The sequence below is a fragment of the Dellaglioa sp. CoH-55-MRSF-9 genome (genome assembly GCF_056782155.1).
The window spans coordinates 97,122-113,883 of record NZ_JBXAYG010000003.1 but is presented as its reverse complement, the minus strand read 5'-3'; the positions used below and the strand labels follow the sequence as shown (position 1 = coordinate 113,883).

Annotated in this window: 11 protein-coding genes and 1 tRNA gene; 4 read left to right on the top strand and 8 right to left on the bottom strand. The window is 34.3% G+C overall.

Features of this window, described 5'->3' with window-relative positions:
- Positions 1–6: 6 nt before the first annotated feature.
- Positions 7–2,847, top strand: coding sequence for a YfhO family protein (locus AC1RPV_RS04290; protein ID WP_481761552.1), 2,841 nt, complete (start codon positions 7–9; stop codon positions 2,845–2,847).
- Positions 2,848–2,910: 63 nt separating this feature from the next.
- Positions 2,911–4,662, top strand: coding sequence for an MFS transporter (locus AC1RPV_RS04285; protein ID WP_481761553.1), 1,752 nt, complete (start codon positions 2,911–2,913; stop codon positions 4,660–4,662).
- A gap of 123 nt (positions 4,663–4,785) precedes the next feature.
- Here AC1RPV_RS04285 and udk read toward each other — a convergent pair whose 3' ends face one another.
- Together udk and wecB are read right to left on the bottom strand one after the other, a co-directional pair.
- Positions 4,786–5,421, bottom strand: a complete 636-nt coding sequence (gene udk / locus AC1RPV_RS04280) for a uridine kinase (protein ID WP_481761554.1) — start codon at positions 5,419–5,421, stop codon at positions 4,786–4,788.
- Between the two features lie 18 nt (positions 5,422–5,439).
- The gene (wecB, locus tag AC1RPV_RS04275; RefSeq protein WP_481761555.1) at positions 5,440–6,582 is read right to left on the bottom strand and encodes a non-hydrolyzing UDP-N-acetylglucosamine 2-epimerase; all 1,143 of its coding nucleotides are present in this window, start codon (positions 6,580–6,582) and stop codon (positions 5,440–5,442) included.
- A 152-nt stretch (positions 6,583–6,734) separates the two neighbouring features.
- Here wecB and AC1RPV_RS04270 point away from each other — a divergent pair, with 152 nt between their 5' ends.
- Entirely contained in the window at positions 6,735–7,970 is a 1,236-nt protein-coding gene (locus AC1RPV_RS04270; protein WP_481761556.1) for an aminopeptidase, read from the top strand.
- A 144-nt stretch (positions 7,971–8,114) separates the two neighbouring features.
- Here AC1RPV_RS04270 and AC1RPV_RS04265 read toward each other — a convergent pair whose 3' ends face one another.
- The gene (locus AC1RPV_RS04265; protein ID WP_481761557.1) at positions 8,115–9,854 is read right to left on the bottom strand and encodes a DUF6541 family protein; all 1,740 of its coding nucleotides are present in this window, start codon (positions 9,852–9,854) and stop codon (positions 8,115–8,117) included.
- A 229-nt stretch (positions 9,855–10,083) separates the two neighbouring features.
- Here AC1RPV_RS04265 and AC1RPV_RS04260 point away from each other — a divergent pair.
- Positions 10,084–10,157 (top strand) — tRNA-Arg (locus AC1RPV_RS04260).
- Between the two features lie 101 nt (positions 10,158–10,258).
- Here AC1RPV_RS04260 and AC1RPV_RS04255 read toward each other — a convergent pair.
- The 5 genes from AC1RPV_RS04255 to AC1RPV_RS04235 all read right to left on the bottom strand — a co-directional run bounded on the left by AC1RPV_RS04255 (position 10,259) and on the right by AC1RPV_RS04235 (position 16,756).
- The gene (locus tag AC1RPV_RS04255; RefSeq protein WP_481761558.1) at positions 10,259–10,543 is read right to left on the bottom strand and encodes a hypothetical protein; all 285 of its coding nucleotides are present in this window, start codon (positions 10,541–10,543) and stop codon (positions 10,259–10,261) included.
- A 241-nt stretch (positions 10,544–10,784) separates the two neighbouring features.
- Complete coding sequence (locus AC1RPV_RS04250; protein WP_481761559.1) at positions 10,785–12,215, bottom strand: 6-phospho-beta-glucosidase; 1,431 nt, start codon at positions 12,213–12,215, stop codon at positions 10,785–10,787.
- 1 nt (position 12,216) lies between these two features.
- Entirely contained in the window at positions 12,217–14,184 is a 1,968-nt protein-coding gene (locus AC1RPV_RS04245; protein WP_481761560.1) for a beta-glucoside-specific PTS transporter subunit IIABC, read from the bottom strand.
- Between the two features lie 134 nt (positions 14,185–14,318).
- Positions 14,319–15,164, bottom strand: coding sequence for a PRD domain-containing protein (locus AC1RPV_RS04240; RefSeq protein ID WP_481761561.1), 846 nt, complete (start codon positions 15,162–15,164; stop codon positions 14,319–14,321).
- Positions 15,165–15,316: 152 nt separating this feature from the next.
- Positions 15,317–16,756, bottom strand: coding sequence for a glycoside hydrolase family 1 protein (locus tag AC1RPV_RS04235; RefSeq protein WP_481761562.1), 1,440 nt, complete (start codon positions 16,754–16,756; stop codon positions 15,317–15,319).
- Positions 16,757–16,762 lie beyond the last annotated feature (6 nt).

Genomic DNA, 16,762 nt, shown 5'->3' with positions numbered 1-16,762 from the left:
CCAGCTATGCAGAAGTTTCGTTTCGATCTAAAAAAATCAAAAATGACCTATCTTTATTACATTATCATTTTTGCAATTTTAGCTGTTCTTATTTTTGGAACTTACAAACTAGCTGGATACTCTTTAATTCAAAGTCATGATCCTGCTGAACAGCATCTACCTGTATTAGAAAATTATCGTCAACTACTTGGTGAATTCATCAACCATCCCTTTCAACCACTCCAAATGTGGTCTTGGAAATTAGGGCTTGGCGCAGATCAATTTCAAACATTTGCTTATTACGTTATTGGAGACGTATTCGCCTATATTACGCTATTATTTCCCTCAAGTGCCGTTGTGACTATTTACCAGCTCACACTCATTTTGAGGTTATTTTGCGTGGGGCTATCATTTATCTTCTTTGCGAGACACTTTAAATTAACGAATAGCGCGATCTTAGGTGGGGCAATCATTTATACCTTCACTTCTTTTTCACTTTATTCATCCCTAATGCAACCTTTTTTCCTAACACCATTCATTCTTTTTCCACTTATAATTGTCGGAATAGAAAAAATTTTACAAGGGTTTAAACCACATTTCTTCATTTTTGCTTTTTCATGGATGTTTATCAGTAACTTTTACTTCGCCATAGTCTTAGGCATCGGTGCTTTTGTATATTTAGTACTACGTTTCATTTATTATTATCGAAAAAATCTCAGTTTCTTTAAAACAGCGGGCACTTTTTTAATCAGTACAGTCATCAGTTTACTGATTTCTGCCTTTATCATGCTACCGTCAATTCTTGCGGTCTTTAGTTCAACTCGGTCAGGTGGTCTATTCGCAAATGGTTTGACCTCTTTCCCCGCTTATTACTACATTAATTTACCTGCTCAATTACTTGCTGGCGGAGTATCTTCTTTCTGGGTTAAATTTGGCTTTAGTAGTTTAGCTGTTCTAGCATTATTCCATCTGTTTTACCATTGGAAACACTACCCACTAATGACAACGAGTCTTTCAATTGGGTTGATTATGTTACTATTCCCAATGTTTGGTGCGATGTTTAATGGTTTTCAAGCCCCTTCTAATCGTTGGATTCTATTATTATTTGTTCCCATTTCACTTGGAAGTGCCTTCTTCATTGATTCTCTCAAAAAAATAACGTTGCCTGAAATTAAATACCTCAGTATTTGTCTTGGTATCTATTTACTTTTAGTATCATTACCCTTTTATATTAATGGGACGACAGAAATTTTCATTCCTGTTATCTTTTTAATTTCTTTTTTTGTCGCAATCTTACTTTACCGTCAAAATAAAAATTCTGGTCGAATCATATTCGGTCTTATCCTAGTGAACTTGATCTTTACTGGGGTTTCTTTTGCATCACCTTTCACTAACTTTTATAGTAAGACTTTAATGCCCTCTGGTAGTTACCAGAAACTATCATCTAATCTATTTGATGGATTAGATAATTCTCTTCCTAAATCTAACTCATTTCGTGTTTCAACGATTAGCCAAAATTATAACTTTGGTTCTAACTACATGTTACGAAATAATTTAAATAATGATTTAAATTTAATTAACTCATACTACTCGATTCAAAATGGCGCAGTCGGAGTATTTTCAAACAGGTTACAAAATGCTCAATATAACAATAATATTCCGATTGAAAATTTTGATGATCGAACAATCGCTAATAACTTTTTTGGCGTTAAGTATCTCTTTACTCATTCAAATGAGCCAAATGAGTCAAAGATCCCCTATGGTTATACATTACTCAAAACTAAATCTGAAAATAAAAATAAACCTGAGAAAACCAATCTTTATGAAACTAAGAATAATTTTCCATTAATTTATTGGCAATCTGATGTCACTTCAAATCAAAAAACTGCTAAATTATCCGCTTCTGATCAAGAACGTCAATTAGCTAAAGCCGTTAGTATCGCGGATACATCCGGATTTAACCAGAAACAATCAACATTTGATACTGAAAACGTTGCCTATACAATTGTAAAAACAGTGAACGCCGGAGAACCTAACGAAACAAAAACACGTATTACCAATAATCACTATCGTAATAATCCTGTTTCAGATAGCTATCAGATTGACATTAAGAACGCAAAAAAATATCAAAATTCTGAATTGCATCTTTCATTAACTAACATTAAGCACCAATCACTGTCCTCTAAAGAACAAGTGAATATGGCTATTTTTAATAATACTACGAAACCAGATAACCAGTTATTAGATACGAATGGTCCCCGGTCAGCACAGAAATCGCTTAGGAAGCAACTGACGACAGGTTCTTCCAATACAGGCTATTCGATCGGGGTTAAATCTAATTTAACGACTAATACGATTGAGCAATTGGGTATTGAAAATCTTTCTTTCTTTAAAGTTTTATCTGATGCTACCCTAAATATGGGCTATCAAAAACAAATGCCCAAAAGTTTGGATTTACTTTTATCAAATTCAGGGACTTACTCATTCAACCTTAAAATTACTGCCGTTCCGCTTGGTCAAACTTACACAAATGATGTTAAAAAAATCCAGAAAAATAAATTAAATTCATTAAAATTTGCTACAAATAGAGTTAGTGGCAAAATAACAACAAATAAATTAGGTATCCTAACATCATCTATCCCTTACTCTACAGGTTGGACAGCGACTGATAATGGTCATAGCGTGCCCGTTATTAAAACAAATAGCGCTTTTATTGGCTTAAAATTAAAAAAAGGAACTCATCATATCATTTATAGTTATCAAACACCTGGCTTATCAACTGGTTTTCTTTTAAGTGTTTTTGGCCTCATTGTTTGGGGGAGTTATAGTTTAACACCTCTAATTTGGAGACGTTTAAGAAGACTTTAATTAGACATAAATGATATTATTATGACCTCATCTACTAAATAAATCTATTAGGGGTTTACTATCTTGTTAAATAAAGTCAGTTATCTTAAAAATCGTTTAATCGTATTTACAACCATCTTTTTGATTAGTTTATTTTTAGTTCTTCCACAAATAATCAACCACAGTCTAGTCTTAGGTGGTGACTCGCTTTTTCATTTCAATCGTATTTACGATACCTATATCCAATTTAAAACAGGTAACTTTAGTTATTTTCAAACTAACTATGGTTTTTTACAGAGTGGTCGCATTATTAACGCCTTATATGGACCAGGTTTTGCTTATCTGTTAGGTATCTTACTCTTAATTGTTCATAATTGGATTTTATTTCAAATCATAACCTCCTTTTTAATTTTCTTTATTAGTGGTTACTCAATGTATTTTCTATCTAGAGAGCTTCAATCCTCTAAGAAAATTTCATTATTGATTGCTAGTCTATTTATGGGGAGTTTTTACGTTACCCGTTGGTCAATTAACCAGAATTTTATGTCTTGGGGCGTTATGCTAATGCCCTTAATTGTCATCCTCGGGCTTAAAATGATTAAAAATAATGCTAAGGATTTAAAAGTACTACCATTAGCATTATTGATTTCAGCGCTTATTCAAATTCATGTCTTAAGTGCCTTAATGTCGGTTGGCGTCATCTTTATCTTCTTTGTTGTCGGTTTTTACAAGACAAATCAAAAATTACAGCTTTTATCAAAATGTTTCTTAGCGGCCCTTCTAACTATTGTTCTAACCTTTAATGTTTGGGGCGCTATGCTAGAAATTTTCACAAGAAATACGCTGTACTCGCCTTACACTCACTTAGATATGGCTAGTGCTACAATGCGTTTTTCAACAACTAGCTATAGCGCTTCATCTATAGGACTATTTATGAGCGTTATTTTCATTTTACAATTTGTTTTACTATTTTCTAGGTGGTCACAAGTATCACTTTCTAATAAGCTAATGACACTATTAGGAGCCTTATTTCTCCTGTTATCAACAAATCTTGTTCCTTGGACGACAATATCGAATCTAATACCACAGCTTCGAAGTTTTTTACAATTTCCTTACCGCTTTTATGGTTTTGCAACTGTCTTATTACTTGCTGGTTTTGGCAACTCTCTTTCTGAGCTACCTTCATTTAAGCCTAAAAAGTTTGGCGAGTTATTTTTAATCATTAGTAGTCTTTTTATTTTAGGTCAATCATATATTGATATTCAACAGCAAAATAAGCTCTGGAATTCCAATGATCCTCTTATTTATAAAGGGAGCGTTGTCGTTTCAAATCATCTAACGAGTGATCAAATTAGAACTAATTTTACTAGTTCTGATTTATCAAAAGGATTAAAGGTGGTTAAAAAAATAGCCCCAGATTATTTACCAAATAATCAAGAACAAAAGACAACATATAATAAAAAAGAATACAAGAAAGATATTGTTAGGAATCGTCCTAATATCACTAAGACTGTTACAAAAAATGGTGATTTAATCCTTAAATGGCATGCGACAAAAAAAGGTGAATCCATCGCACTTCCTATTGTCGTTTATAATAATTCAGAGCTCTCCTTAAATGGAAGTCAATTACACCGATTATCTCTATCTGCATTAGGTGTCCCTACTGTTAAGGCAACAAAAAAAGGGAGTAATCGTGTAGTGCTTAGATATCAATCGGAAATGATCACTACATGGCGTTTGTTTTTCGTCATTTTAACTTGGATTATTAGTATTTTATCGATGATAACACTCCATTTTATAAATAGAAAACTAGACAAAAATAGTGTTCATAAATGACAAGTCCACTCTAACTGTTGTTGGTAATAGCGTAAAAGCTATTACCAACAACAGTTTTTTCATACCAAAAAGTCCCCAAAAGTCATGAGACTTTTGGGGACTTTTTGGTATGAGATTTTTTAGCTAGTCTTGTTGTAAAATGTCACGGACTTTAGTTGACAATAAATCAATAGCAACTGTATTTGCGCCACCTTCTGGCACAATAATATCCGCATAGCGTTTCGTTGGTTCAATGAATTGATTATACATTGGTTTAACCGTTTTAACGTATTGATCAATAACTGATTGTAATGAGCGACCACGTTCCTTCATATCACGTGTGATACGGCGAATAATACGTAAATCATCATCTGTATCAACAAAAACTTTAATATCCATTAAACTTCTGAGCTTTTCGTCCCCTAGAATTAGAATTCCTTCAACAATGATAACATCTTGAGGTTCTGTTCTGATCGTCTCACTTGAACGAGTAAACTGTGTGTAATCATAAACAGGCATATCAATTGCTTCATTATCCAACAATTGTTCCAAATCACTAATCATCTGTTCGTTGTCAAACGCGAGTGGATGATCATAGTTCACTGCTTTACGTTCTTCCATACTCATTTCAGCTTGATCATTATAATAAGTATCTTGTTGTAAAATCATGATTGATTCGCCAGCTAATTGTGAATAAATAGCATTACTAACCGTCGTCTTACCGCTACCAGTACCACCTGTTACACCAATAATAATGGGACGTTTTGTTCTTTTGCTCATGCTTTAGAAATCCTCCATTTATTCGAAACGTTCAGGTTCTTGCTGACTATCTCCAAATCGATAAGCAACGGCATCTAATATTCGTTTAGCTGCTTGCCCATCTCCATAAGGATTTTTAGCATTTGCCATTCGTTCGTACTCTGTCTTATTAGTTATTAATGATAGCATGGTTTCTTTGACTTTCACAGGGTCAGTTCCAACTAACTTCAATGTACCCGCCTTCACGCCTTCCGGACGTTCTGTGTTATCACGTAAAACAAGAACTGGTTTTCCTAATGATGGCGCCTCTTCTTGAACACCACCTGAATCCGTCATAATAAAGTAACTTTTTGCAGCGATATTATGAAAATCAACCACATCAAGCGGTTCAATTAGATGAACGCGCTGTTCTCCACCTAAGACTTCTTCGGCTAAATCTTTAACAACTGGATTTAAATGAACCGGATAAACGACTTCAACATCTGGCTGATCTTTAACGACAGATTTAATCACTTCGAAAACACGACGCATAGGTGCACCTTGGTTTTCACGACGATGCATCGTGAGTAAAATCATTTTATTCGCAGGATTTACTTCTGATAGAACATCATGGTCATACTCTTTTTGAACTGTTTGTTTTAAAGCATCGATGGCTGTGTTACCTGTTACAAAAATATTTTCTTTTGGATGATTTTCTAATAACAGATTAGTTTCGCTTTGCGAAGTTGGGGCAAAGTACATATCTGCCAGTACATCTGTTAGTTGACGGTTCATTTCTTCTGGAAACGGTGAATACTTATCCCAAGTCCGTAATCCCGCTTCAACGTGTCCAATTGCCACTTGATTATAAAAAGCTGAAATACTAGCGGCGAATGTTGTTGTTGTATCACCATGAACTAAAATAATATCAGGCTGCTCTACTTTAATAACATCATCTAATTTTTGTAAAACATTTCGAGTTGTATCACTTAATGTCTGGTTAGCGTGCATCACATTCAAATCATAATCTGGCGTTATTTTAAATATCTCTAAGACTTGGTCCAACATTTGGCGATGTTGTGCTGTTACGACAGTTACTGTTTCAAACTCCGTCGTACGTTCTTTTAACTCTAAGACAACAGGTGCCATTTTTATTGCTTCTGGACGCGTCCCAAAAACAGTCATCACTTTTACTTTTTTCATAATTGGCCTCCTCAATGATTATATTAGTTACTATTATACCAAAGAAAAGACAAAATTCTGATTTTGTTAACAAAAATTTAATAGCCTAATTATTAATCATTTTCTCATTAATATGTTATCATTATTTCATAAATAAATTTGGAGGTCTTTCTATGTCAAAAATAAATTTTGAAGATCAACTTAAAAAATATGCTGAATTAATCGTCAAAGTCGGTGTTAACGTCTCAAAAGGCCAAACAATCGTCCTACAAATTTCCGTAACCCAACAAAAATTAGCTCATTTAATCGTCAATGAAGCTTATGCTGCTGGCGCAAGTGAAGTTATCGTTAAATGGGCAGATAGTCATGTCTCGAAATCATTCCTTGAATTTGCTCCACTAGACCGTTTAGTCGACGTTCCTGGTTATGCAACCTCAGAAGTTGAAGATTGGGTTGCTAAAAAAGCATCTCGCATCTCAGTCATGTCAGATGATCCTGATGCCTTTGCTGGTATCCCTTCTGAAAAGATTGCCTCACGCCAAAAAGCTATGGGTCAAGCTCTACGTCCATTACGTAAAGCAACTCAAAATAATGACGTTAGTTGGACTGTAGTCGCTGCCGCAGATACTGCTTGGGCTGAACTCGTTTTTCCTGAATTAAAAGGCGAACTTGCTGTTTCACGACTTTGGGAAGAAATTTTTAAAACAACACGTATTGATCATGAAGATCCAATTGAAGCATGGCATCAACATGATTTAACATTGCGCACAAAAGCTGAAGAATTAAATAAAGAACAATTTTCTGCTTTACATTATGTTGCCCCAGGGACAGATATCGTCATCGGTCTCCCTAAAAATCATTTGTGGGAAGGCGCCGGTTCATTTGATGCACAAGGTCATGAATTCATGGCTAACATGCCTACCGAAGAAGTTTTCACCGCACCTGATTCTAGACGTATTGATGGTTACATTTCTTCAACAAAACCATTAAGCTACGCAGGAACTACTTTGAGTGGTATGAAATTTACTTTTGAAGCAGGTAAGGTTGTTAAAGCAACTGCTGAACAAGGTGAAGAAGTTTTACAGCACTTACTAGAGACTGATGATGGCGCAAAATCATTGGGTGAAGTTGCTTTAGTTCCAGACCCTTCTCCAATTTCACAATCAGGAATAACGTTCTTTAATACATTATTCGATGAAAATGCCAGTGACCATTTAGCGCTTGGCTCCGCTTATCCCTTCTCTATTAAGGATGGTACTAAAATGAACGATACTGAATTAGCCGCTGCTGGTTTAAATTTAAGCCAAACGCACGTTGACTTCATGGTCGGCTCATCTGACATGTCAATTGATGGGCTTCGTGAGGATGGCAGTACAGTACCCGTTTTCCGTAATGGGGATTGGGCATAAATGATCACATAAAAAGGTATAAACTAGCATTTCTGTTAGTTTATACCTTTTTCACTACTACTTATTTTATTGATTAGGTTTTTGTAACCCAAATTCAGAAAGTATATCTTAATATAGTATATTAAAATCATATGTTTGTTTATATTAAATGTCATTTTTATAATCCCTATAAGTAAAGGTAATAAAAGCTAAGCTACTAATCACCCACGCTGCAATAACCATCATTAGTCGAGGTTTAGTAATGATTTTTGAATGATAACTAAGCGTTACTCTATTGATACCTTTTTTTGTTGCTTTAATCGTTGGACTACCTATATTTGATAAGGTAATCTTTTTTATATTAAGCTTAGTTCCATTTAGTGTAACTTTTGAATTGTTATAAACAATAATAGGTAAGGACATTGTTTCTCCTATTTTTGTTGCAGTCCATCTAAGCGATAAATCACCCTTATCTGTCACTCTTTTTATAATATTTGACTTATTCATTATAATTTCATTTTTATATTCATTGTAAGGATCCTTGCTTAATTCTTGATTATTAGGTAAATAATCTGGAGTTGATTTTTGTGCTACCTCTAACCCTTTTTTTAAATCACGATTAGTAAAAGCATTTCTTATTTGGACAGTACTTAAAGAATCTGGGGTTGTAACATGTCCTTTAGCTATAATTGACTCATTTGAATTCCAAATTTCATTTTTAGTCTGAATATCACTATACGATTGCCCTAAAATAAAAATACTTCCGACAATTAAAAACAATGAACAATTTTTCTTTGCATTCGGCGAAGGTAACGTAGAAATTGTAGCACTGAACCCCGCTACTAATAGAATCGTAGTAAAACTATCAAATCGATAAGGAAACTGTAAAAAACTTTGTAACTGTGGAATTAATATAGATATCCTAGTCCACGGAAATAAATTTGTAGTTAGAGCAAGAAAAATAGCTCCTATTATAGTAACAATCTTATTAGCTAGAGATAATTCTTTTCTTTTTGAAAACAACCAAACAATTTGTAACACAAAAATGATACTCATAACCAATCCAAACTGTGTACCACTATAGTTACCAGTTGAAAGGTTCATGGTTGAACCAGACATGTTTGAATTGGCAAATGGTGAATATATTTTATTATTTGAGAAAACATCCAACATAGCTCCCCAAACATTAAAGGTCAGAACTAACGCCAGTAAACTGGCTAGAAAACATTTTAATAAAAGTTGTAATTTCTGGTTAGTTTGAATAAAGCCAATGAAAAAGAATACAACTAAAACGCCAATTGACATTAAGGCGCTTAAGACGTGAATTTGGATTAGCACTGAAACTGCTAATGCTAAAGGTAGTACTTTTAAATCCTTAGCATTATTTTTAATCATTTTAAGCCCAAGAATGACAATCAAAGGCATCAACATAACGCCCCATATCATAAAATTCTGATAGATTGACCATCGAGTGATATAGAAACTACCCATAAAAAGACTAGCAGCTAAGACTGAATTTTTTTTAGTCGCTTTCAATTCTCTAGATAGAAAATACATTGAAAATCCACTAATAAAGAAAATTATGAATGACGTGACAATTTCAAATTTAATCCAACTATGCACGATACCTAGTAATCCACCTAAAAGGTAAGTAAACCCTGGTCCATATAAGGCATTAACAATTCGACCACTTTGTTGAAAACCGTAATTAGATTGAAAATAATTAAAGTTACCTGTTTTAAGCTGCATATAATCATCATAGATACGGTTAAAATGGAATAGAGAATCAGCACCAACTACTAAACTATTATTAAGTATCTGCGGAACTGTCAGAAAAAAACTTAATATAAAAATAACGCAAAATACCGTTCCATATTTTTTTAAAGATTCAAACTTATTTATCAAGCTATTTACTCCCAAATAAAATTATTTAATGGTTTAATTATAACAATAGAAAATTGTGCTGTCACTCAAGAAATATAATATTGCTAGAACTAAAAGATCAATATCTATGAAACTACTGACACCTTAGCCATGTTGTAAATGAAAATTATGACTATGAATTTAAAAATCTACAATAGTAATAATTGACTTATTTATTTTTGCCATTTACAATGAAGTAATCAGCCTTTTTGTCTCTGTAGCTCAGCTGGATAGAGCAACCGCCTCCTAAGCGGTAGGTCATCAGTTCGACTCTGATCAGGGACATCTTAAATAAATTTTCCGCCTTATAGGTTACAAGACTTCGGTATACTGCCGAGCTTTTGTAACCTATTTTTTATATATTTAACTTGTAAGTGCTATTTATTTTATCCTTGAAATTGTAGCAGTAGAAGAATTACTATTATATAAATTGTATTAATGAATGCAATTAATATAAATAACAACATACCACATAGACGATAACCAATATTTTTCTGAAAAAAGGGTAGTCTTTCAATATAAGTTCCAATGCCAATCATACCCGTCCCCACTAACCACATGCCAATCGTTAAATTCACAACTATTAACCATGGTTCAATTAAACACAACACGATACTAACAATTCCTACCCATTTCATTTCATTATTTACAGGTTTAAACCTTTTTCTCATCGGAAAGACCTTCTTCCACGTTATATATATTTGTTTAACAATTTTTTTAAGGTCTAAAACACATCATTTTATCCAATCTTTTCTAAACTATCTTTAAGATTTCGATAATTGTACACCTAATATTATTTTTCCACTAAGCAATAAGACTTTCGCAAATAAAAAAATACTGTTTAAGCAAACAATCATTGCTTAAACAGTATTTTAAATCGCATCGAAATTTTATATCTTCAATTTTTCCAGTTTATAATTCGACACCATTTGTTTTAATAACATTTTGATACCAATAGAACGAATCTTTTTTCAATCGATTTAGCGTCCCGTTACCTTCGTTATCTCGATCTACGTAAATGTAACCATAGCGTTTCGCCATTTCGCCTGAGCCTGCGCTAATTAAATCGATACAGCCCCATGATGTGTAACCTAGACAAGAAACCCCGTCTGCAATCGCCTCACCCATTGCTTCAATATTTTCACTTAGATAAGAAATGCGATAATCATCATGAATTTTATTGCCTTCTTCCACAACATCTTTTGCACCTAATCCATTTTCAACAACAAATAATGGTTTCTGATAACGATCATAAATTTGATTCATCGTTGTTCTCAAACCAAGGCCATCTGTTTGCCAGCCCCATTCGCTTGTCTTTAAGTAAGGATTTTTTAAGCTATCAAAGACATTTGCTGCTGTTTTATCAGTCATCTCAGGATCAGCGCTTGCTAATCTTGATGAATAATAGCTAAATGAAATGAAATCAACTGTATTTTCTAATAAATCTTTTTCGTCGGTATCTGCCATTTTAATTTCTATACCCATATCTTTAAATAATCTTGCCGAATAACTTGGGTAGTAGCCACGTGACTGAACATCAATAAAGAAGTATCCTTCCCGATCCTTTGTCATTGCTTCAAATACATCTTTTGGATTAGGTGTATTGGGATAGGTAACCCCAGCCGCTAACATACACCCTATCTTAAAATCAGGATTAATTTCGTGTGCTAATTTTGTCGCAAGCGCAGAGGCAACTAATTGATGATGTGCCGCTTGATATTTGATTTGGTCAGGATTATCAATCCCTTCCAAATCTAATCCACCGCCCAATAACGGAATGTGTAAAATCATATTAATTTCGTTAAATGTTAACCAATACTTAACCTTATCCTTATAACGCATAAATAAGACGCGTGAAAAGTTTAAGTAATTATCAATCATTCGACGGTCAGCCCAACCATTCATTTTTTTCAACATCCCTAACGGCGTATCGAAATGGTTAATTGTTACTAACGGTTCCATCCCTAATTCGTTACAAAGATCGATAACTTTATCATAGAATTCTAGCCCTTTTTCGTTTGGTTCTTTTTCATCACCTTGTGGAAATATCCGTGGCCAACTAATTGACATTCTGAAGGTTTTGAAACCCATTTCTGCCATTAATCGTAAATCTTCTTCATAATGATGATAAAAATCAACAGATTCATGACTAGGATAAAAATCTTCTTTCATCTGCATCGCTTCTTTTACATTAAATAAATAATCCCAGCGACCATGGTGTGCGTCTGGTAATATATCTACTAATGACAGGCCCTTACCATCAACATCATAGGCCCCTTCAAATTGATTAGCGGCCGTTGCGCCACCCCATAAAAAGTTATCTGGAAAATTTGATTTTGTCATCTTATTGACCTCCTGAATTAATTTCTAAATCTAATAAATCAGTACCAACAATTATTTCTGACTGGTCTTTAGCAAGTGGTTTAATTTTTTTATATTTTGGTGTGTTCGTCACGATAATTGGCGTAATAATTTCATATCCTGCCTGTTTAATACCTTCAATATCGAATTTAAGTAATAAATCGCCTTTTTTTACGACGGTATCAATTTCTGTTTGAATTTCAAAATACTTACCTTCTAATTCAACTGTATCCATTCCGATATGCATTAAAATTTCGGCGCCATCGTCTGTCACCATACCAACTGCGTGTCCTGTTGGAAAAACTAATGTTATTTTACCATCAGCAGGTGCGTATAATTGACCAACTTCAGGTAGAATTGCGATACCGTCACCCATAATACCAGAACTAAAGACAGGGTCTTTAACCTCTGATAAAGGTAATACTTCGCCTTTAAGTGGGCTACCAAGGATTTCTCCACTCATTTCTACTTCTACAGGTACTACTGACGTTGTTACTTTTGTTTCAGCAACAGCAACGGGTACTTCTTGATCTTCCTTTGTTAAACCGAACATAAGTGTTAAGACATATGCCAATACGAATGAAACAACGATTGCTATCAGCACAGCGTAGAATGACATATCAATTCCTGTCTTAGGATTCAAGTAACTTGGAATAGAGAAAATGCCTAATCCACCAACCATGTATCCTTTTGTCCCAAATACACCAAGAACCATGCCACCAATAGCGGCTGAAATACATGTAATAATAAATGGTTTTTTACGAGGTAACGTAATTCCGTAAATAGCGGGTTCCGTAACACCAAAGATTCCTGAAATAAATGAAGAATAGCCAAGACCTTTTAGTTTTTTATTTTTTGTTTTAATTGTAATTGCCAATACTGACCCAATTTGAGCGAACGTTGTCCCTAGCATAAGTGCTAAAATTGGATCTGAGCCTGTTGTTGAAATGTTAAGTAAGGCAAGTGGAACAAGTCCCCAATGTAACCCGAAGATAACAAGTACTTGCCATAAGCCACCAAGAACTGCGCCAGCGGCAATTGGACTAAATGTGTATACAGCTGTAAATCCGGTTGCCACAATATCACTAGCCCAAGTTGTTATGGGACCTATAAAGATAAATGTAATAGGCACAACAACAAGTGCTGTTAACATTGGCACTAAGAATGTTCGTACAACTTCTGGTATCACTTTTTTGAAGAATGGTTCCACTTTTGATGCAAACCAAATTGATACAATAATAGGTACAACTGATGATGCGTAACTCATCATGATTACTGGAATCCCCAAGAATGTCATATAGATTGGTGATTCAAAAATTGTTCCTGCAAATAAAGTGTACAGCACTTTTCCACCTGAAGCGGCTAGTGTTGCTGGCAATTGTGCCACAATAGTTGGGTAAACTAAGGATGCACCAATAACCATTGCCAACAATGGATTAACGTGGAATTTTTTACTAGCACTGTAAGCTAAGATAATCGGGAAGAAATAAAAGAAAGAATCTCCTAATGCATTTAAAATAATATACGTTCCAGATGTCGGTGCCACCCAGCTAAATGCGACTAGTAATGAAACTATTCCTTTGATCATCCCTGTTGCAGCTAAAACACCTAGAGCTGGTGCAAAGATACCTGAAATCATATCAATAAAGGCATCAAGCGGTTTCATTTTTTCGCCATCATTATCTGGCACAATGCCATCACCATCAAGTCCGCTACCTTTAACTAATGCATCATAAACTTCCGGAACTTGATTTCCAACAACCACTTGGTACTGGCCGCCACTTTTAACAACGGTCACTACGCCGTCCATATTTTTCAACATATCGGTATTGGCCTTAGATTCATCTTTTAATTTAAATCTTAGTCGGGTTGTACAATGGACTACGCTATTAACGTTAGCTTCGCCACCTACATTTTTTAAAATATCTTTAGCTAATTTTTCGTAACTCATCACAATCACTCCTTTATATTTTTTATAAATTAAAACCCAGTTATCCATTTCAACTCAAAAAATACGAGTTTGCATGGATAACTGGGTTTATGCTTGCTTATAAATGGCAATAACACACCTAATTATCAATTTATTTAATTTTCTGTTTGCCGATGGGTTACTCGCCAGATATGTAAAACTAGATAAACTTGTTCGTCTGCTTGTAAATCCCAATCGGCCCGTTCTCGAATATACTGCACGATTTTTTCCACTGTTTCGTACACTTGTGGATACCGACTAATCATCATGGCGAGCAACTCAGGGTCAAGTTCTGCACGATCAATCTCAGTATTATGAAAATGCCTAATGAATAAATAGCGTAAATGTGAGACAAATCGACTATAATTAAATGATTTTTCGTCGAGAATAATACCAGTATCTAATTGAATAATATTAACAATTCCCGAAATGAGTTCTGTCAGCTTCATCGATTCTTGAACAGCATGTCCGCCTTCTTTGACGTTAATCAAATGATAGGTTAATAAAATCAATTCATTATTTTGAACCGTAATGTCAAATTTTGATTCGATTTCTTTAATACCAACCTTTGCAGCTTGGAATTCACTTGGAAATAATTTTTTCATTTCCCAATGAACAGATCGGTCATTTAAAAACATTTCTTCACGATTTTTTTGTAATGAATATTGAAAATGGTCCACTAAAATCAAAAATTGAACATCATCAAATGTCACATCAATTAATGGCTCTACTACTCCAACAAAAGTTGTCGTAACTTCCAAAGTTTCTGCATCAAATCCTGAAATTAATTTCATTGTATCTGAATCTTCTTCAGCTTTAAACCGTCGGTCAATCTGGTCCTTATCGATATTATCTCCAGCATGATAACCGAATCCAATACCGTTACCAATGACCACCCACTCAACATTGTCGGATGATTCAACTAAAGCTGCATTATTATTAAAATTTTTTACGAACTTCACATCAAACCGACCCCTTCCCATAAAAAATGACCTACAAATACAGATATTTTCATATCTACATCAATAGGTCATGCCTGATCGAATCAGTAACACTCATTTCATATTTATTGTATCATTTATTGTAAGCGTTATCAATAGCTATTTAAATTACTTTATAACTTACTACCATTTTCTTTAATGACCTTTTGATACCAATAGAATGAATCTTTCTTATATCGTTTTAATTCTTTCGCACTTTCTTCATCACGATCAATATAAACAAAGCCATAGCGCTTTTGATAGCCATTTGACCAGCTCAATAAATCAGTGAAACTCCAAGTTGTATACCCAATGACTTTTACACCGTCTGAAATGGCTTCTTGAATGGCTTTAATATGTTCATTGATAAAGTAAATTCGGTAATCATCATGAATTGTATTGCCTTCTTCTAATTTATCATAAGCACCAAGACCGTTTTCAGTAATAAGAACAGGTAAGTCGTAACGACTATCAATTCTTCTCAGAGCAATTCTTAGCCCTTCAGGATCAATATTCCAATCCCAATCAGTTTGTTTTAAAAATTCATTATTAGTAGTCTTAAACATGCCTGGAACGCCACTTTCGGAGCTAGTCCCCTTTTTACCTGTATTATTTTCAGCAGCAAGTCCAACACCACCAACTAACGGATTAGCCGCAATTGTTTGGGTTTGATAATAATTTAAACCCATAAAATCTGGTTTTCCAGCAATTAAAAGAGCTTGATCTGCTTCTGTAACAGTAGGTGCAGTTCCACGTTCAGTTAACCATTTATAAATCATTTTTGGATAACGTCCATAAACATAAATATCCATCCAAAAATGAGCAGCATAATCTTCATAGTTAGTAGCCGCAACTTGGTTTTTAGGATCTCCATTAACTGCATAACCCGGGCTATAGGCAAAGCTAGGCCCAATTTCACCTTGATAATGACCTTCATGAAATGCCTTAATTGCTGAAGCATTTGCTAAATTAGCAATGTGATTTGCAGCATACATTCTTTTTTCATCATTTACTGCAGGCGGATGACTCTCCATTTGATAGCCATGAGAAATAAATACGTTTTGTTCATTTAATGATACCCAATATTTAACACGATCACTGAATGCATCAAAACAAGTTTTCGCATAATCCGTAAAATCAGTAATAATTTCACGAGATTCCCAACCAGCATATTCATCTTGTAATGCTTGTGGTAAATCCCAATGATAAAGTGTCACAACAGGTTCAATATTATTCGCAATTAACTCATCGATTAATCGATTATAAAAATCTATCCCCTTTTGATTAACTTTACCTTTTCCTTCTGGATAAATACGTGTCCAAGCAATTGAAAAACGGTAAGCTTTCAATCCTTGCTCCTTCATTAAGGCGACATCTTCTTTAAAACGGTGATAATGATCGACGGCTACATCACCATTTGTACCCTTAAATGTTTTCCCAGGAATTCTTACAAATTTATCCCAAACTGATAATCCTTTACCATCTTCTTGATACGCACCTTCAATTTGGTAAGCAGCTGAGGAAGCCCCCCATAAAAAATCAGTTGGAAATTGACTCATTTTTTCATATTCCATTATCTA